Source organism: Micromonospora sp. NPDC005237, assembly GCF_040607775.1.
Taxonomy (GTDB): Bacteria; Actinomycetota; Actinomycetes; order Mycobacteriales; family Micromonosporaceae; genus Micromonospora.
On record NZ_JBEXHJ010000002.1, the window covers coordinates 575,301 to 593,060 of the forward strand.

The 17,760-nt window shown below is 71.4% G+C and carries 11 protein-coding genes; 3 read left to right on the forward strand and 8 right to left on the reverse strand.

Going from position 1 to position 17,760, the window contains the following annotated elements; translation table 11 throughout:
• Nucleotides 1–26: 26 nt before the first annotated feature.
• On the reverse strand, nucleotides 27–1,250 hold the full coding sequence (gene mycP, locus ABZT87_RS07645) for a type VII secretion-associated serine protease mycosin (RefSeq protein WP_355134280.1): 1,224 nt from the start codon (nucleotides 1,248–1,250) through the stop codon (nucleotides 27–29).
• Between the two features lie 152 nt (nucleotides 1,251–1,402).
• On the opposite strand from mycP, the gene ABZT87_RS07650 reads away from it, so the two are divergent.
• Both ABZT87_RS07650 and ABZT87_RS07655 read left to right on the forward strand, forming a co-directional pair.
• Entirely contained in the window at nucleotides 1,403–4,390 is a 2,988-nt protein-coding gene (locus ABZT87_RS07650; RefSeq protein ID WP_355134282.1) for an SseB family protein, read from the forward strand.
• On the forward strand, nucleotides 4,387–4,752 hold the full coding sequence (locus ABZT87_RS07655) for a hypothetical protein (RefSeq protein ID WP_354860421.1): 366 nt from the start codon (nucleotides 4,387–4,389) through the stop codon (nucleotides 4,750–4,752). The genes ABZT87_RS07650 and ABZT87_RS07655 overlap by 4 nt, the downstream gene beginning before the upstream one ends.
• 4 nt (nucleotides 4,753–4,756) lie before the next feature.
• Here the strand turns inward: ABZT87_RS07655 and ABZT87_RS07660 are convergent, their stop codons facing one another.
• From ABZT87_RS07660 to acs, 5 genes are all read right to left on the reverse strand, one after another.
• The gene (locus tag ABZT87_RS07660; protein WP_355134284.1) at nucleotides 4,757–5,689 is read right to left on the reverse strand and encodes an alpha/beta hydrolase; all 933 of its coding nucleotides are present in this window, start codon (nucleotides 5,687–5,689) and stop codon (nucleotides 4,757–4,759) included.
• A gap of 64 nt (nucleotides 5,690–5,753) precedes the next feature.
• Nucleotides 5,754–6,155 carry a hypothetical protein gene (locus ABZT87_RS07665; RefSeq protein ID WP_355134286.1) on the reverse strand — a complete coding sequence of 134 codons (402 nt, stop codon included), beginning with the start codon at nucleotides 6,153–6,155 and terminating at the stop codon, nucleotides 5,754–5,756.
• Between the two features lie 203 nt (nucleotides 6,156–6,358).
• A complete protein-coding gene (locus tag ABZT87_RS07670) occupies nucleotides 6,359–8,785 on the reverse strand; it encodes an immune inhibitor A domain-containing protein (RefSeq protein WP_355065553.1) in 2,427 nt (808 codons plus the stop codon).
• A gap of 332 nt (nucleotides 8,786–9,117) precedes the next feature.
• Nucleotides 9,118–11,910, reverse strand: coding sequence for an immune inhibitor A domain-containing protein (locus ABZT87_RS07675; RefSeq protein WP_355134288.1), 2,793 nt, complete (start codon nucleotides 11,908–11,910; stop codon nucleotides 9,118–9,120).
• Between the two features lie 242 nt (nucleotides 11,911–12,152).
• Complete coding sequence (gene acs / locus ABZT87_RS07680; protein ID WP_355134290.1) at nucleotides 12,153–14,117, reverse strand: acetate--CoA ligase; 1,965 nt, start codon at nucleotides 14,115–14,117, stop codon at nucleotides 12,153–12,155.
• A gap of 378 nt (nucleotides 14,118–14,495) precedes the next feature.
• Here acs and ABZT87_RS07685 point away from each other — a divergent pair, with 378 nt between their 5' ends.
• On the forward strand, nucleotides 14,496–15,242 hold the full coding sequence (locus ABZT87_RS07685; protein WP_355065375.1) for an oxidoreductase: 747 nt from the start codon (nucleotides 14,496–14,498) through the stop codon (nucleotides 15,240–15,242).
• A 119-nt stretch (nucleotides 15,243–15,361) separates the two neighbouring features.
• Here ABZT87_RS07685 and ABZT87_RS07690 read toward each other — a convergent pair whose 3' ends face one another.
• A complete protein-coding gene (locus ABZT87_RS07690; RefSeq protein ID WP_355134292.1) occupies nucleotides 15,362–16,165 on the reverse strand; it encodes an HAD-IB family hydrolase in 804 nt (267 codons plus the stop codon).
• A 170-nt stretch (nucleotides 16,166–16,335) separates the two neighbouring features.
• Entirely contained in the window at nucleotides 16,336–17,760 is a 1,425-nt protein-coding gene (locus ABZT87_RS07695; RefSeq protein WP_355134294.1) for a site-specific integrase, read from the reverse strand.

Consider the following 17,760-nt stretch of genomic DNA (forward strand, 5'->3'; position numbering starts at 1 on the left):
CCGAGGCGGACCAGAACCGGGCCGGGTCAGGTTGGCTCGGCAGGTCGCCAGCGCCGGCGCGCGCCGCGGGGCAGCACGAGGGCGAGCAACACCACGGCGACCGCCGTCAGGCCGATCGCCGCGCCGGCCACCAGAGCCCGGTCCCGGGCGGTCGCGCGGCGGGCCTGGCGGGCGAGCACCGCCGGGTCGGGCCGGTCGTCGGCGAGTGCGGCAACCGGCCGAGGAGCGGTCGTACGGCCGTCGCCGGTCTCGGTGACCGCGCGGTAGGGGTTCAGCACGCCGGCGCCGTACCCGCCGCCGTGTCCCGGGCCGGGCGCCGGATCGACCGTGGCGACGATCCGCCGCACCACCTCGGCGGCGGTCAACTCGGGACGGTACGCGCGCAGCAGCGCCGCCGTGGCGGCCACGAACGGCACCGCGTAACTGGTGCCCTCGACCTGCTGGTGGCCCTGCGCGGGCGCGGCGACCAGCACCGCGCTACCCGGGGCGACCAGATCGACGTACGAGCCGGTCTGGGAGAAGGTCGCCCGTGCCCCGTCCGCCCCGATCGCGCCCACCCCGAGCACCCCGTCGTACGCGGCAGGGAACGGGCGCGGGTCGCCGCTGTCGTGCAGGTTGCCCACTGCGGCCACCAGCACCACGTCCCGCTCGACGGCGTACCGCACGGCGGAGCGGACCTCCGGGTCGTCGGCGTACAGCACCACGGAGAGGTTCACCACGTCGGCGTCGTGGTCGACGGCCCAGCGGATGGCGCGGGCGAACTCGTCGGCGCTGACCGTGCGCCCCGACTCCCGGCCCTGCACCACCTGCTGCTCACTCACCCGTACCGGCAGGATCCGGGCGGCCGGGGCCAGGCCGTGGAAGGCGACACCGGGCCGGGGCGCCGCCGCGATGATGCTCGCCACGCCGGTGCCGTGCCCGGCGCAGTCCCGGCTGCCGTCCCCACCCGGGTCGAGCAGGTCGGTGCCGGCCAGCACCCGTCCGGTCAACTGGGGGTGCGCCCGGTCGACTCCGGAGTCGACGACCGCGACCGTCACCCCGGCGCCGGTGGTCAGCGGCGCGAGCCGCGCGGGGTCGTACCGCTGCTGGGGCCAGGGTGTGGCCTCGACCGGCCGGACGGGCGCCAGTGGGGTCGCGCAGGCCGGGGCCAACCGGAGCCCGGCGCTGGCGGCGACGGCCGGACCGGTCGCGGCGGTCAGCAGAGCAGCGGCCAGACCTGCCAGGACGGGGTGCGCGATCGACCGGGACATCGACAGCCTCCGTATCGTGTCGGCTCCGGAACGGGATGTTATCGCCTCGACGCCGCCCCGGCGGACCGCCGCCGGCCAGCCATTGTGATCTTGATACCACCTTGTAGGTTGTACGCGATACCTGTGGCCTGTTCTCGGAAGGAGAGGTGGCCGTGACCGAATGGGAGCCGGCCACGGAGGCCGAGGTGGCGATGTGGGACGCGCTGCGCGCCAACGACCAGGAGCTCTACTTCCGCCTCCTGTCCCGCACCGATCTGCTGTTGCCGGTCTCCACGCCGGCGCCGTCCGGTCAGGCGTCCGCCGGCTGGGGCACCTGGACCACCGGTGGCCGGACCCACGTGCTGGCCTTCACCTCCGCTGCGGCGCTGCGGGCCTGCCTCGGTGAGCACGGCGGCACCAACCGGCGCGTGCCGTTCACCGACCTCGCCCTCGGTTGGCCCAACCACGAGTGGTGGCTCGCGGTCAACCCCGGGTTGCCGGTCGAGGGCTACCTGCCCGCCTGGTTCGTGTCCCAGCTCTCCCGTGGTGACGTCCGGCTGCCGGGCCGCGCCATGGGCGCCCGCGCGCGGCTGGAGCGGGCCGAGACGCTGGCCCGGTCGAGAGCCGGTACGACCGGCCGGGACGCCTCGCCCTCCACCGGGTTCGTGCCGCCCGCGTCGGACCCGACGCCGTCCGGACGACCCGCGCCGAGGAACGCGGTGCCGCCGGTGGGCACACCCCCGGCGTCGGGCACCCCGGGCCGGGCGCCCGGTCCGGGTGAGCTGTCGCGCCGGTCCGGCTCGGAGGACCTGCCCGCCGCCGGTCAGCGGCAGCCGACCGTCCCGCCCCGACCGGCCCGCCCCGGCGTCGGCCCCGTGCCGGGCGTTGGCCGTACCGGCGCATCCCGGTACGTGCCGCTGGCCTCCACCGACCGCGCCCCGGCCGACCAGCCGGGTCCGCGCGCCGGCCGACCGTCCGCGAGCCCTCCGGCCACCGACGGCGACGGCCCGGCCGCCGGTGACGGCAACAGCCAGGGTGGTCGGCGTTCCTTCTTCGAGCCGACGTCCGGTCGAGCGTCCGGCCCTGTCTCCGGCGATGGTCGGTCGGGCGACCGCGCGGTGCCGCCGTCCCGGTTCGGGCGGGGCAGCCAGCCCTTCCCGCGCCGCCGTCCCGCAGACACGCCGGGCGGCGACAACGCGGCCCCGGCCTTCCCGATGCCGACACCGGACGCCACCCGACCGCTGCGGCCACCGGCCGGCGACCTGGGCGCGTCCCGGGTGGTACGAGCGCCCGCGACCGACGACGAGACCACCCAGCCTCTGCCACCGCGACGGCCCAACCCGTTGGCCGAGGAACCCACCCGTGCGTTCCGGGTGCCCGGTCCAGCCGCGGGTGAGCCCTCACCGACCCGCGTCGGAGGGCCCGTTCCCACGGCGGACGAGACCCAGGCGATCCCGCGTGGCCGATCCGGGGACCGGCAGCGCTTCGAGCCGGTGGAGGAACTGCCGCCGTCGGTCGCGGAGCCGGTCTCCGGCCCACCCGCCCCGCGTCGCGGCTTCACGCCCATCGTCATCGAGGGCACCATCATCGAGTCCCGGGATCTCCTCGACCCGACCGAGGGCGCTCCTGCCTTCGACGCGGCACGGCGACCCGGCCCGACCACCGCCGCCCCGCCGACGTTCGGCCCGGCCGCGTCCGGCCCGGCCGCGTCCGGCCCGGCCGCGTCCGGCCCGTCCGTGCCCGGCCCGTCCGTGCCCGACCCCGCTGTCCCCGGCGCCTCGATGCCCGGCCCCTTCGTTCCCGGGCCCTCCGCTGCGGCCCCGGATCCGTTCGGCGTTCCCTCGTCGTTCGAGCCCGCGTCGTCCGGCCCGGTCTCGTTCGAACCCGCCGACACCGGCACGGGCCGGCCCGATTCCACCGAGACCGCCGCGCGCCTGTTCGGCACGGACGGCACCGGCACGGGCCCGCTCGATTCTGCCGGCCCCGACCTGAGCAGCGCAGACCTGAGCGGCGGCGGCCTGGGCGGTGGCGGCCTGGGCGGCGCTGGCGGCTCGGCTGGCGTGGCCGCCGGTTGGTCCTCGCCCCGGTCCCCGGTGGGCTACGAGCCGGAGGCGGTACGCCCCGACACCGACGACGAACGCCCGGTCGTGGACGACCAGCGTGCGTTGGTCGACGAGCCGGCGTCGGTGCAATTCGAGCCGGCCAACACGGTCGAGGAGGACCTGCTCGGCGCGGCGGGTGCCGGCAGTACGGACACGTTCCTGTCCACCCTGCTGTTGGCCCGGGTCCTGCTCCCGGCGGCGGCGGACTCGGTGCGCGGCAGCCGTCCCGGCGACCCGGGCTTCGTCTGGCGTACCGCGCAGCTCGACGGCGAGACGTACGTGGTGGTCTACACGTCCCCGGAGCGCCTCGCCGACCACGTCGAGGGTGACGTCGACACGGTCCGGGTGAAGTTCGCCCAACTGATCCGGCGCTGGCCCGACGAGGACTGGTCGTTCGCCGTCAACCCGGGCACGCCGGTCGGCGCGAAGCTGCCCGGCGAGCAGATCGTCGCCCTCGCCAACTGGGCCGCCGAGGTCGGGCTCGGTGACGACCTGGAGGTCGACGCCGAGGAGGCGCCGGCCGTGGCGGAGCCCGCCGTCCGTCCCCGGTACGCTCCCGCGGCGGTCGACCCAGCCCGACCGACCGTGATGCAGAAGGCGATCGCGCCCAGTCAGCTCGCGTACTACCTGGAGCGGGGGTACGACCGGGTCTCCGGCTTTGTGCACCGGGCCGGCGAGTTGGCCCACCTGACCACGCCGGCCGAGCTGCATGACGCGCTGGGCCTGAGCTACCCGGGGTCACCGTTCGTACGGGACGCCGAGGAGATCTACGTGCTGCGCTGGCCGGCGCACCGGCCCAGCCTCTACCGGATCCCGTACGGCGGCCAGAACGAGCCGGCGATGCGGGCCATGGAGGGCTGGGTCATCGAGCGCCCGCCGTTCCGGGGCAACGGCTTCGCCCCGGGTGAGAGCAGCGACGTGGTGGCGGAGTTCAAGGTGGACAGCGCCCGCCTCCCGCACGGCGCGCAGCTCTGGCGCATCGGCGGGGACGGCACCGAGCGGGTGATCGCGGTGCTCGACACGGACGCGGTGGTCTGGCGACGGGTTCCGGAGGAGTGATGCGCGACGGCTACGTGGCCCGCTGGCGGGGCCGGGAGTACCAGGCGAGCCCGGACGGCGACGACATCCGGCTCTACCAGCCGGAGCCGGGTGAGGGCTTCGAGGAGGTCCGTCCGGGCCGGTACGTGCGGGTGCTGCCGGCGAGCGAGATCGAGGACCTGGCGTACGTGCGGACCACCTGCACGTGGCAGGGGCAGCCGTTCATCGTGCTTGGAAAACACGACGCCTGGCTGCGGGTGGAGTACACCGGCGGTCGTTGGCCGGTGGCCGAGGCGATGCGGCTGGAGGTCTTCGACTTCGGCGTCTACCAGGGCTGGGCGCCGGCCGCCGAGGTCACCGACCTGCGCGAGCAGCGGGTCTGACCGATCAGGACTTGGCCCACCGCAGGATCTCGCCGAGCACCAGCTCGGGGGCTTCCAGGTGGGGGAAGTGCCCCACCCCGTCGAGCAGGCGCCACTCGTACGGCGCCACGACGTACCGGCCGGACCCCAGGGCGGTTCGTGGCAGGGCGGCGACGTCCCGTGCGCCGTGCAGTTGAAGGGTCGGGGTGACCAGCGGCTTCTGCATGAGGCGGACGAACCGGTAGCCGTGCAGCCGCAGCACCGAACGGAAGGCCCAGCGGTAGCCTTCCAGCGCGCAGAAGGCGGCCTGCGGGATGCGCATCGCCTCCCGGCACCGCTCGGCGTACGCCTCGAAGTCGCCGCTGGCGACCCAGCGCGGCCCGGCCCAGCGGCGCAGGATCTCCCCGACGGCCGCCCCGCCGTCCTTGGTGAGCACGTGCTCGTAGCGGGGGAGCTGGAACTTCAACGCCGGGGTGGAGGCGGCGAACTGCCCGCGTGGGTCGGCGAAGATGGCGGCGCGCAACCGCAGCGGGTGGGGTGCACCCAGGACCACCAACCGCCGGACCAGCGACGGGTGGAACGACGCCACCGTCCAGGCCACCATGCCTCCGACGCCGCTGCCGACAAGCGTCGCCGACCGTTCACCGAGGGCACGGATCAGGCCGGCGATGTCGGCGGCGAGGGTGTAGCCGTCGTACCCCCGGGGTGGTTTGTCGCTGGCGCCGTAACCGCGCAGGTCCACGGCGACCGCGCGGAAGCCGGCGTCGGCGACCGCCGGGAGCATCTGGTGCCAGGCCCACCAGTGCTCGGGGAAGCCGTGCAGGAAGAGCACCATCGGCCCGGTGCCGGCCTCGACCACGTGGAACCGGGTGCCGTTGGCGCCGACGAAACGGTGCGTCCACGGCCCCTCGGTGAGGACGCAGGACTCGTCGACGGCTCCGCCGCGCTGGTCGGTCATGGTTGACAGCCTAGGACCCCGTCGGCAGGCAGCCGTTCTGCCTGCCCGGGAGCGTCGGCAACGGTCAGCCGACCGGGCTGATGTCGACGATGCTGGCCGGGGTGCCCGGGCCGCAGTCGGCGGTCGGGTCGGCCGGGCCGATGGTCACCAGGACGGTCGTGCCGACGGCGAAGGTGCCCTTGCCGGTGCCGTGCAGCGCGTACTGCCGGCCGTCGTCGGTGACCAGGCCGTAGCAGGGGCCGTCGCCGCCCCGGTTGATCCGTCCGGCCAGCACGTTGGCCTTGCGGGCGTCGGTCGGCGTGCGCGGCGGCCCGGTCGGCGGGCGCAGGGTGGGCAGCGGGACGCGCGAACGCGACGGGCGGCCGGAGGGGGACGACGGCGTCGGATCGGTGGGCCCGGTCGGCGCGGCGGCGGACGGCGGTGTGCCGGTCGAGGGAGCGTCGGAGGGGCTCTGCTCGGAGGACACGCCGTCTCCTTCGTTCCGCGTCCCGGCGCAGCCGGTGAGCGCCAGCAGGACAGTCAGACCGGCGCCGGTCAGGGTGGTGCGGGTTCGCGGGTGCACGGGTGATCGGACGCGCGGGGCGCGACCGGGGTTCCCGGAACGGGCGATGCCCGGGCAGGTGACCTGCCCGGGCATCGCCGTGGTGCGGGTGTCGCCTGATCCGAGGATCAGAAGAAGCGGACGTTGGTGTAGATGCCGTCCTGCGACAGAACCTTGATCTTCCGGCCGGTCGCCGGGAGCTTGACGCCGTGGTTCGGCAGCTCCGGGTACCAGTACTGCTGGGTGTCGTCGAACAGAGGCTGCGCGGCCTGGCCCCGGACGTACTGGGGCTGGCTGTCGATGTGCAGCGTGAACGAGTCGGCCTTCTTCAGGCTGAACGGCGCGTCGTAGACCTGGACGCGGGCCCGCCAGGGGGCACCGGTCAGGTTGTAGAGCGGCCGCGGGTGCGCGTCGATGATCATGTTCCGACCCTCACCCGGGTGAGCGAACGTGTCGTTGTCCGCCCAGCGCAGGTTCCAGTAGGAGATCAGCAGACCCTCCTGGTACGCGTAGTGGTCCACGTAGTCCGGGCGGGTGTTCGCGTAGCCGAAGTAGTACGGGCCGGTCTTGAGGTACTTGTCGTACGAGGTGTACGACCGGGTACCGGCGATGTAGTAGTTCGCGAACTTCTTGGTGTAGGTGGCCGCGGCGATCTCGAACTTCCCCGCGAACGTCCAGCCGTTGGCACCGTTCTCGGCGCCGTCGGTGAACACGGTCTGACCGTCAGCGGTCACGGTGATCGCGTCACCGTAGAAGCCGCCCTTTGACAGCCCGCCGTCGGTCTGGTAGCGCAGCCGGAACTGCACGACCTTGCCCGCTACGGAGTTCATCGGGATGTTGACGTCAACCCACTTGCCGTTGCTGGAGCCGTCCAGGGCGAAGCGCCCGGGGGAGATCTCCTTCAGCGGGTTGCCGTTGACGGTGCCGGGCAGGGTCGCCCAGGTCTTGCCACCGTCGACCGAGGCCTCGAAGAACAGGTAGTCGAACCCGCTCTCGATGTTGTAGCGGCCCTTCATGGCCAGGGCGGCCGTCGACTTCCCGGTGAGGTCCAGCGTCCGGGTCATCGTGCTGTTCAGGTCGTCCTCGTTGCCCGTGAAGAACTGCTTGCTGCCCTCGAACGGTGCGCCGTTCGAGAAGGTGTACTCACGCGGCGGCAGGTTGACCACCGCGGCCTGCGCCTCCGGCGAGTTGTACTCCTGCGGGCCGAGCTTTACGGTGCGCTTCTCGTTCGGCCCGAGCGTGTCGTGGTCGAGCCAGCCGAGCTGGAGCTTGTTCCACGCGCCGAGGTCGCCACCGCGCTCGCCGATGCCGCCGTCGTTCTTGGCGCCGAGCCGGCTCTGGGCCATCAGGGTCCAGTGCTCGTTGTTGTTGTCGCCACCACTGACCACGTTGTAGTCGTCCGGCAGACCGAGGTCGTGGCCGTACTCGTGGTAGAAGACGCTCCGGCCACCGTTCTCCGGCTGGATGGTGTAGTCGCCGATCCAGACGCCGGTGTTGCCGATCTGGGTGCCGCCGGCCGGGAAGTTCGCCGGGCCGGTGTTGCCCTGGTCCGAGGCGTACGCGTACCAGCGGTGGCTCCAGATGGCGTCCTCACCCTGGATCGGGTCACCGTCGGCCTGGTCGCCGCCGGAGTGGACGATCTGGAAGTGGTCGATGTAGCCGTCCGACTCGTTGAAGTTGCCGTCACCGTCGAAGTCGTACCGGTCGTACTGGTCCATCGACTTGACATCGGCGGCGATCTGCGCGTCGGTGCGACCGGCGGCCTTCTGGTCGATGACCCACTGGTTGGCGGCGTCGCGGACCAGGTCCCAGGTGTTGCTGCAGACGTTGCTGTCGCAGACGTTCGGGTCACCGGTCGGGTCGTCGTCGGCCTTCGGGTCGTCGGAACGACCGTAGCGGGCCTCGTTGTACTTGACCTTGACCCAGTCGGTGACCTCGCCCTCGACGCTGTAGCGACCCGAGGACTGGGCCTCGTAGTACTGCTTCAGCGACTCGTCACCGGGGTTGGTGCCGAAGTAGAGCTGCCGGTAGTGGTCGGCGTTGTAGTCCGGCTGCCAGACGGTGGAGTTGTCCACCGCCCGGTTGGGCGCCGGGATCTCGTTGTGCAGCGGACCGGTGAACTTGGTCGGCCCCGCGGTGTTGGGGTCGATGTTCTTGTCCGGGAAGTCCGGGTGCCGCTCGTTGCCGAACTCGGCGAGGATCACGAAGATCTTGTCGGTCCGCTGACGGGAGAGCTCGACGTACTGGTCTTCCGTCTGGGCCGTGCCCGCCCCGGTGGTGCGGGCGGCGGCCCCGTCGGCCTGGGTCTTACCGACCTTGACGACGGTGCTGCCGTTGATCTTCTCTGCCTTGGCCTTGCCGGACAGGACCTCGCTGAGGCCCTCCTGGCGCAGCGCTCGCCGCTTGTCCTCCAGCGGGTTCGGCAGGTCGTGGTCGGCAAGGGCGGGCTCGGCGACCGACGGAGCGGCCGTCGGCAACTTCGGCTGCGGCGCGGCACTGGCGGACGGTCCGAACGCCAGCCCCGTCGCCGTCAGTGAGAGCCCGAGCAGACCCACTGCGACTTTGCGCACGTGGTACCTCCGGTGTGAGGGAACCGGCCCAACGGGGGTACGGGCCGGTGATAGATCGATCCCACTAGTGGGACCAATGGTGAACATAGACACTGCCGGGACGGGTGGGAAGATGTGCGCGTCGATTTGTTGCAAGATTTTGTTGGGAACGCTTTTCACCGTCACACCCCTGCGGTTCATCAGCACGCGAATCAGGGTGGACTGGTCGGCAACGTCCGCAGCGATGCATTTCGATCAATAAGATCAGCCGTTACGACAGTGGGGCCGGCAGCGTTCCCGCCACCGGCCCCACCATCAGTTGTTGCTGCGCGAAACCGTTACTTCTTCGCCGGGGTGACGAAGATGGTCGCGGACGAGTTGTCCCGCGCGGTCTTACGGATGGTCAACGAGACGCCGTTCTGCACGCCCGCGTCGCCCGGGTTACCGGTGCCGAGCACGATCACGCCGCCGCCCAGCGTCACGCCGTAGAACTCCGGCGCCGGGCTGCCGTCCGGGTTGGTCACCCGGGTGGTGTACGGCGCTCCACCGCGCGACGGCACCACCACGGAGGCGTCGTTGTCCCGCGCGTACGGAGCCCCGTTACGCATCTCGATGCCCGGGTACCAGCCCTTGGCGTCGGTGAAGCTCTTCACCGGCGCCTGCGCCTTGAACTTCGTGCAGTACGCGCTGTACGGCTCGCCCGCCGCCTCCAGGCACTCCGTGAAGGGGTACGTCTTCTGGAGCGTGAAGGCCGCGTTGGACGACTGCGGCCGGCTGGGCAGGTTGTCCGTCACCGACGGGTCCTTCTCGGCCGCCGTGCCGGTGCGCCGGTACGGGTCGAAGTGCGAGTCCACGATGAGCAGCCCGCCCTTCGCGCCGTAGCTGGGCAGCGCGGTCATCTGCCCGGTGACGTGGTTGACGTCGCCGAGCGCGCTGTCCCGGTACCACACCAGCATGCCCGGCGCGTTGTAGGAGATCCGGTCGACCTTCCACGCCTCGTGGGAGTAGATGGTGTCGTAGGCGTACTTTAGGCCCTTGTCGAAGCCGTCGAAGTTGCGCCACTCGGCCAGGTAGTACTGCGCGTGCACCTCGGTGCCGCCGGAGACCTTCCAGCCCGCGCCGGTGGTGTCCACGAACGTGCCGCCGGTGGCCGTCCAGCCGTTGGCGCCGCCCTCGACGTCGTCGCTCCAGGTGGTGGCGCCGCCGCCGGTGACCGAGAAGTCGTCGACGAACCAGTTGCGCTCCTCGAACGCCTCATCGGTGGCGAGACGCAGTCGCACCTGGACGGTCTTGCCCGCGTACGCCGACAGGTCGACGTAGTCGTGGCGCCAGCCGTCGGTGCTGCCGGTCAGGCCGTACTTCTTGCCGCCGAAGTCGTTCATCCGGCCGTTCGGGTCCGGGTAGTTGTCCGGCGTGGTGACCACCGTGCCGCCCTCGGCGTACACCTTCTGCTCGGACCAGGTCGTACCGCCGTCGGTCGAGAGCTCGACGAAGCCGTAGTCCCAGTCCTCCTCGATGATGTAGTTGTTCCACATCCAGAACTTGGCGTCCGCGGCGTTGGGCACGTCGACCGAGCGGCTCAGCTTGACGTCGGCCCAGCTCTGGTCGTTGTTGCTGTGCCACATCTTCGTGCCGCTGTGCGGCGTGGCCAGGACCGTCACCTTGTCCGGCAGGTCGACCTTGATGCCGTCCTCGGAGTCGATCGGCGTACGCGAGGTCTGCCCGAGCTTCACCTCACGCGGGTTGGAGCCGGGGCGGATGGTCAGCGGGTCGGCCCAGCCGAGCACCCACTTGTCCCAGATGCCCATGTGCGTGGGCAGCGCCTGGAAGATCTCACCGGAGTGCGAACCCGAGGCCATCAGGTCCCAGAAGTCCACGTCGGAGTCGGCGTTGCCGGAGGTGTCGTAGAGGTCCGGCAGGCCGAGGTCGTGGCCGAACTCGTGGGCGAAGACGCCGACGCCGGCGTCCTCCGGCTGCACGATGTAGTTCGACACCTTCAGGCCGGTGCCCGGGATGGTGTAGCCACCCGGGACCGAGGAGGAGTGCGCCCAGACGGCGTACACGCCCTGGTCACCGCCGCCGCGCGACTTGCCCTGGCCGGCGTGCACCAGCACCAGGTGGTCGATCACGCCGTCCGGCTCGAAGAGGTTGCCGTCACCGTCGCGGTCGGCCTGGTCCTCCTTGTCGTACTCGGCCCACGGGAAGCTGGGGTCCTTGGCGGCGAGCGCGTCGATCGCGTCGGTCGCCAGCCTGCCCGCGCCAGCCGGGTTGTCCGGGTGGCCGTTCATCGACTGCTCCCGGCCGGGGACCCAGTTGCCGTTCTCGTCCTGGGTGCAGCGGTTGGCCGCGTACCAGCCCTCGGAGTGCGGCACGGTGATCCACGGGCTGGCCTGCCCGGCGACCGTGTACGCGTTCTTGGACATCTCCAGGTACATGTTGTGCATCGTGCGACCGGTGAGGTCGATGCCCTTCTTGCCGTCCGGGCCCTTCAGGTCCTTGCGGACCCGCTCGGTGATGCCGTTCTTGCTGTACAGCATCTTGTCGTAGTGCGACGGCGAGAAGTCCGGCACCCACATCGAGTTGTTGTCCTCGTGCGGCAGCGTCGCCGGGTTCGGGATGGTGTTGTGCTTCGGCCCGTTCTGCACGGTGCCGGGGACACAGGTCCGATCCTCGAACACCGTCTTCGGGACCATCACGTTCGTGAAGTCGTCGTTCGCCTTGTCGTTGAACTCGACAAGCAGCGTCAGCAGCTTCGCCGTCTGCGTGGTCGGCGACTGCTTGATCTGCCGCGGGCTCTTACCCGTCTTGATCGACTTGGCTTCGATCTGCGCGAGCTGGCGCGCGGTCACCGGGTTGCCCCGTGCGTGCTTCTGGTCGAACGCACGCGCGGCGTCGACGGCCGGGGTGTAGACGCCACCCTTGCCCTTGACCTCACGGCCGGTGGTGTCCGTCTGCACCTCGGGCTCGGCGTAGTTGATGTAGTACTCGTCAGCCCCGATCACCGCCCGGGGGGTGATGGACGGCTGCGCCGCCGCACTTCCACTCACGGTCAGTGAGGTGGCCGCGAGGGCGATGACGGGCAGCGCGACGAGTAGTCGTCGACGCGACCCCGGATGGGAGTTTCTGTTCATGCCGCTCCGTTTCTCGGGCATGGGCGGAGGAAGCCGGCCGACTCCGGACGCGCAGGGACGCATCGAGGCCCGCCGACCTCCGTGAAACTAAATGAGAAACACGCCGAACGGCGGGAACGTGATGGAGGCGTTATTCGTCCAACCACCGCAGCCGGCGGCGCGCGGTGGTCGTACCTCCACAAAAGATGACGGTGGGTGACGGTCCGTGCGGACCGTCACCCACCGATGGGGTACGCCTGTCGTCAGTCCTCGTCGGACTTCGCGCCGCTCATCCCGGAGGAGATCAGCTCCATCACCGAGGAGTCCTGCAGCGTGGTCACGTCGCCGAGCGACCGGTTCTCGGCCACGTCCCGCAGCAACCGACGCATGATCTTGCCCGAACGGGTCTTCGGCAGCTCCGGCACCAGCATGATCTGCCGCGGCTTGGCGATCGGGCCGAGCGTCTTTGCCACGTGGTTGCGCAGGTCCGCGATGAGCTGCTCACCCGCCTCGCCGACGATGTCCGTGCTGCCCCGCGGGATGGCGAACGCCACGATCGCCTGGCCGGTGGTCGGGTCGGTCGCGCCCACCACCGCCGCCTCGGCCACCGACGGGTGCGACACCAGCGCCGACTCGACCTCGGTCGTCGAGATGTTGTGCCCGGACACCAGCATCACGTCGTCGACCCGACCGAGCAGCCAGATGTGCCCGTCGTCGTCCTTCTTCGCCCCGTCGCCGGCGAAGTACATGCCCTCGAACCGCGACCAGTACGTCTCGATGAACCGGTTGTCGTCACCCCAGATGGTGCGCAGCATCGACGGCCACGGCTCGCGCAGCACCAGGTAGCCGCCCCCGCCGTTCGGCACCGACTGGCCCTGGTCGTCCACCACGTCGGCGACGATGCCCGGCAACGGAGTCATCGCCGAACCCGGCTTCGCCGCCGTCACCCCCGGCAGCGGGGAGATCATGATGGCGCCCGTCTCGGTCTGCCACCAGGTGTCCACGATGGGCAGCTCACCCCCGCCGACGTGCTGCCTGTACCACATCCACGCCTCGGGGTTGATCGGCTCGCCGACGCTGCCCAGGAGCCGCAGCGACGACAGGTCGAAGCCGGCGGGGATGTCCTCGCCCCACTTCATCATCGTCCGGATCAGGGTGGGCGCGGTGTAGAGAATGCTGACCTTGTACCGGTCGACGATCTCCCAGAACCGGCCCTTGTGCGGGGTGTCCGGGGTGCCCTCGTACATGACCTGCGTGGCGCCGTTGGAGAGCGGGCCGTACACGATGTAGGAGTGCCCGGTGACCCAGCCGATGTCGGCGGTGCACCAGTAGACGTCCGTCTCCGGCTTCAGGTCGAAGACCGCGTGCGTGGTGTACGACGCCTGCGTGAGGTAGCCGCCGGTGGTGTGCAGGATGCCCTTCGGCCGGGCCGTGGTGCCGCTCGTGTAGAGAATGAACAGCGGGTGCTCGGCATCGAACGGCTGCGCCGTGTGCTCGGCCGACGCCGTCTGGACCTTCTCGTGCCACCAGTGGTCCTTCTCCGACCAGGCCACGTCCTCACCGGTGCGGCGGACCACCAGCACGTGTTCCACCGACGGGCAGCTCGCCACCGCCTCGTCCACGGTCGGCTTCAACGCCGACGGCTTGCCCCGCCGGTAACCACCGTCCGCGGTGATCACCACCTTGGCGCTGGCGTCCTGGATGCGGTTGCTCAACGAGTCGGCGGAGAACCCACCGAAGACCACGCTGTGCGCCGCGCCGATCCGGGCGCAGGCCAGCATCGCGACCGCCGCCTCCGGGATCATCGGCAGGTAGATCGCCACCCGGTCGCCCGCCGTGACCCCCAGGTCGGTGAGCGCGTTCGCCGCCCGGCAGGTCAGCTCGTGCAGGTCGGCGTACGTGAGAGTGCGGGTGTCGCCCGGCTCGCCCTCCCAGTGGATCGCCACCTTGTCACCCCGGCCCGCCTCCACGTGCCGGTCCAGACAGTTGTACGCCACGTTGAGCTGCCCACCGACGAACCACTTCGCGAACGGCGGGTTCGACCAGTCGAGCACCTCGTCCCACTTCTTCGACCAGGCCAGCCGGTCGGCCTGCTTCGCCCAGAAGGCGAGCCGGTCGGCCTGCGCCTCGGCGTACGCGTCGACGGTGACGTTGGCGTGCGCGGCGAGTTCGGCCGGCGGGGGGAACTGGCGCGTCTCGTTCAGCAGATTGGCCAATACCTCGCTCATGCCGTGACTCCTCGTCCTCGGGGTGACCTGCGTCTCGCTGGGCACGAGGGTAGTCGCGGGGTCCCCGGCCGGCGACCGCTGCCCACCCCGTCGCGCCGAGCGGCCCCCGCCGCGCGCCCGACGGCCGGCCCTGCCCGTCCCGCCGCGCCCGTCCCCCGCCCGGGTGGGCCGGCGGGCCTTGCCCGTCCGCGCTGTGCTCGGCCCGTCCGGCGTTGATCGACACGGGTTCGGCGATATCGGGGTGTCCGGACCGGTGGGACACCCCGATATCGCCGATCTCGTGTTGACCTTGCCCGGCGGCGGGCCGGCCGGGTGGTCCGGGTCGCGTTGCGGGTGGGTGCGGCCCGCCGGGCCGGGTCGGGTCGCTAGCGTGGCGAGATGACCACCGACCCGCTCGCCCCGCTGCTCGCGCTCGCCGACGTCGCCGCTGCCGTCGACCGGGCCCGTGAGCGCTTCGACCAGGCGCTCGGGCACCGCGCGCTGCGCCGCAACGGTGGCCAGGTCGCGGCCGAGGTCAGCCTTCGGTCGGCGGTGGCCAGCGCAGCGCTCGAAGGCGCCGTCCACGAGCGTGAGGAGGTCCGGGCCGGCACCGTCACCGACCCGGTGCTCCAGGGGGCGCTGCGGGTCGCCGGGGCGCTGCCCGGCCTGAGCGAACTCTGGCCGAAGGCACCCCGGCAGGCACTCGCCCGGCTGCACGTCCTCGCCGCCCGCGACATCGTGGGGGAGGCCGAGCTGGGCCGACCGGTGCCCGACCCGGTGGTCGCCGCCCGCCTCGACGGGCTCGCCGCTCTGGTGGCCGGCGGCACGAAGGTCTCCCCGCTGGTGCTCGCCGCCGTCGTACACGGAGAGTTGTTGAACCTGCGTCCGTTCGCCGGGCCGTCCGGCGTCGTGGCGCGCGGTGCCGCCCGGCTGGTGCTGCTCGCCAGCGGCCTCGACCCGCGCGGCCTGCTCGGCGTCGACGTCGGTCACCGGGAACGGGAGCCCGAGTACGTCGGCTCGGCCGGCGCGTTCGCCACCGGCACCCCGGACGGGCTGCGCTCCTGGCTACGGCACTACATGGCGGCCGTCGAGGTCGGTGCCGACCAGCTCACCACCATCGGCGACGAGATCCTCGCCGCCGCTTGAGCACCGCCCGCCCTCAGGGCGTCGATCATGGAGTTGTGGTGCCTTGCAAGAGTCGCGAAAGCGTCGAAGGCGCCCACCACAAGTCCATGATCGGCCGGAGAGCGGGGTGCGGCGGGGTGTCAGGCGGTGGCGGTGGAGCGGGTGCGACGGTGCCGCCCGTACCAGGCGATGCCGATGGCGACGCCCACGCTGACCCCCAGAGCTGCCGCGGCCACCGGAACCCCCGGCCGCTCCCGCAGCCGGCGACCCAGCGGGATCGGATGCCGGAACTCCAGCACCGGCCAGGCGTTCTCCGAGGCCAGCTTGCGCAGCTGCCGGTCCGGGTTGACCACGCTCGGGTGACCCACGCACTCCAGAAGCGGACGATCGCTGTACGAGTCGGAGTAGGCGTACGAGTCGGCCAGGTCGTAGCCGCGCGCGGTGGCCAGCTCGCCGACCGCCTCGACCTTGCTCGGACCGGCCGCGTAGAACTCGACCTGGCCGCTGTACCGGCCGTCCCGCACCGCCATCCGGGTGGCGATCACGTCGGTCACCCCGAGCAGCTCGCCGATCGGCCGGACCATCTCCTCGCCGGACGCGGAGACCAGCACCACGTCCCGCCCGGCCGCCTGGTGCTCCTCGATCAGAGCGGCAGCCTCGGCGTACACATAAGGGTTGATCAGCTCGTGGAGCGTCTCCGCGACGATCTGGCGGACCTGTTCCACCTGCCAGCCTTTGCAGAGCGCGGCCAGGTAGTCCCGTGTTCGGGCCATGGTCTGCTCGTCGGTGCCGCCCAGCCGGAACATCAGCTGCGCGTACGCCGACTTGACCACGTCACGCCGGGTGATCAGCCCGTCCCGGTAGAACGGCCGACCAAACGCCAGGGCGCTCGACTTGGCGATGACGGTCTTGTCCAGATCGAAGAAAGCGGCACTTCGGCCCACGGCGCGAAAGTCTAGCCGGATGGTCTATCGTCGGCGGGTGCCCGGGGTCAGGCCACCCCTCGGACCTGCGGGCGGGCGCCTCCAACTCCGGTCGGCGTGACCGCGCTCACACTCCGCGAGGAGATTTTCGCGCTGAGTGGAGTGAACACCACTCGACGTGACGGGTCCGCTCAGGCAGACTTGTTCGCACGACGAGTTCTCACATCCCCGAAACAGACAGACCCTCGGCGGTTGCACCCCCCGTGACCGCTGAGTGGTTCGGCTCGACCCCCCCGGAGCCGAACCGTCGACGACCCCCGTCTCCCCCCGACGGGGGTCGTCTCTTTCCGGTCGCCCTCCCGCCCAGGTGAAGGCGCTTCTCCCGGAGCGGTCGGACCGGGCGACGGGCGGAAAGTCAGCGAATCGTCAGTGAACGTCAGCCGGACCCGGTCGGCATAGTCCTCGGGCGTGTGCGTGTACCGGTCCAGCGTCGTCGACGCCTTCTCATGCCCCACCACCCGCCGCACCACGTTGATTGGCACCCCGTCGGTCACCAACCAGGTGATGTACGAGTGCCGCAGGTCGTGGAACCGCAGCCCACCGAACGCCGAAGCTGCCGCGTGCGCCACCGCCGCCGCTTCCGTCGCGAACTCCGCCCGCTGCTCCCGGCCGTGCCGGTCTGGCCACACCGCCAGCCACCGGCCCGGCGCCCTCTCGGTGACCCGGCCGAGCAGCCCGGCCCGCACCAGCGACGGCAGCCACACCCGCCGACGGAAGTTCGACCGCCGCGGCGGCCCGCCGTCCCGATCGGCGAAGACCAGCGCCCGGCCGTCCGGCGAGGCGGGGCCGCGCCGCTGGCGCAGCTCGTCGACAAGGAACGGCGGCATGGGCACCGCCCGCACGCCGGCCCGACTTTTCGGGTACGACCGCAGCACGATCCCGCCGTGGGTCTCCACCGCCACCTGGGCGACGTACAACAGCCCCCGATAAAGGTCGACCGCCTCCCATGGCAGGCCCGCGCACTCCCCCCAGCGCAGTCCCGCCCCAGCGGCGGCGCAGACGATTCCCCGATGTTCGGCCGGGACGGCGGGCAGCAGCCGGCCGACGAACGTCTCCCGACTGATCGTGGTTGCGCGAGCCTCACCCGCCCGGTTGCGAGGCACCCGGACCCCTTCGCACGGGTTGACCGCGAGAACCCGCGCCCGGATCGCCGTATGCATGATCATCGAGAGCAGCCCGAGGTGCTTCGCCGTGGTCGAGGGCGCCAGAGTCCGACCCAGGTTGGTCACCCACTCCTGTACCGCCAGATAGTCGATCCGCCCCAATGGCCATTCGGCCCACTGCGGCAGCAGATGGGCTCGCAACATCGACTCCGTCCGCTCGCTCGTCCGGGCCTCCACCGACCGCCCAGCCAGCCACCGAACCACGAACTCGTCGAACCGCATTTTGCTCGCGTGCGGATCGACATACGTGCCCTTGTTCAGAGAACCCTCAACCTCCGCGAGGTAGGCGTTCGCTGCCTTCTTGGTGCGGAAGGTCTTGGCCTTCTGCCGATTCGCCGAGTCGCGCCAGTTCGCCCGGTACGTGCCCGCCGGAGTCTTGATGACGAAGCCCAC

Coding starts and splice junctions, on each gene's coding strand:
- ABZT87_RS07675 (WP_355134288.1), bottom strand. CDS start 11,910: ATGAACAGAAACTCCCATCCGGGGTCGCGTCGACGACTACTCGTCGCG.
- mycP (WP_355134280.1), bottom strand. CDS start 1,250: ATGTCCCGGTCGATCGCGCACCCCGTCCTGGCAGGTCTGGCCGCTGCT.
- ABZT87_RS07685 (WP_355065375.1), top strand. CDS start 14,496: ATGACCACCGACCCGCTCGCCCCGCTGCTCGCGCTCGCCGACGTCGCC.
- acs (WP_355134290.1), bottom strand. CDS start 14,117: ATGAGCGAGGTATTGGCCAATCTGCTGAACGAGACGCGCCAGTTCCCC.
- ABZT87_RS07660 (WP_355134284.1), bottom strand. CDS start 5,689: ATGACCGACCAGCGCGGCGGAGCCGTCGACGAGTCCTGCGTCCTCACC.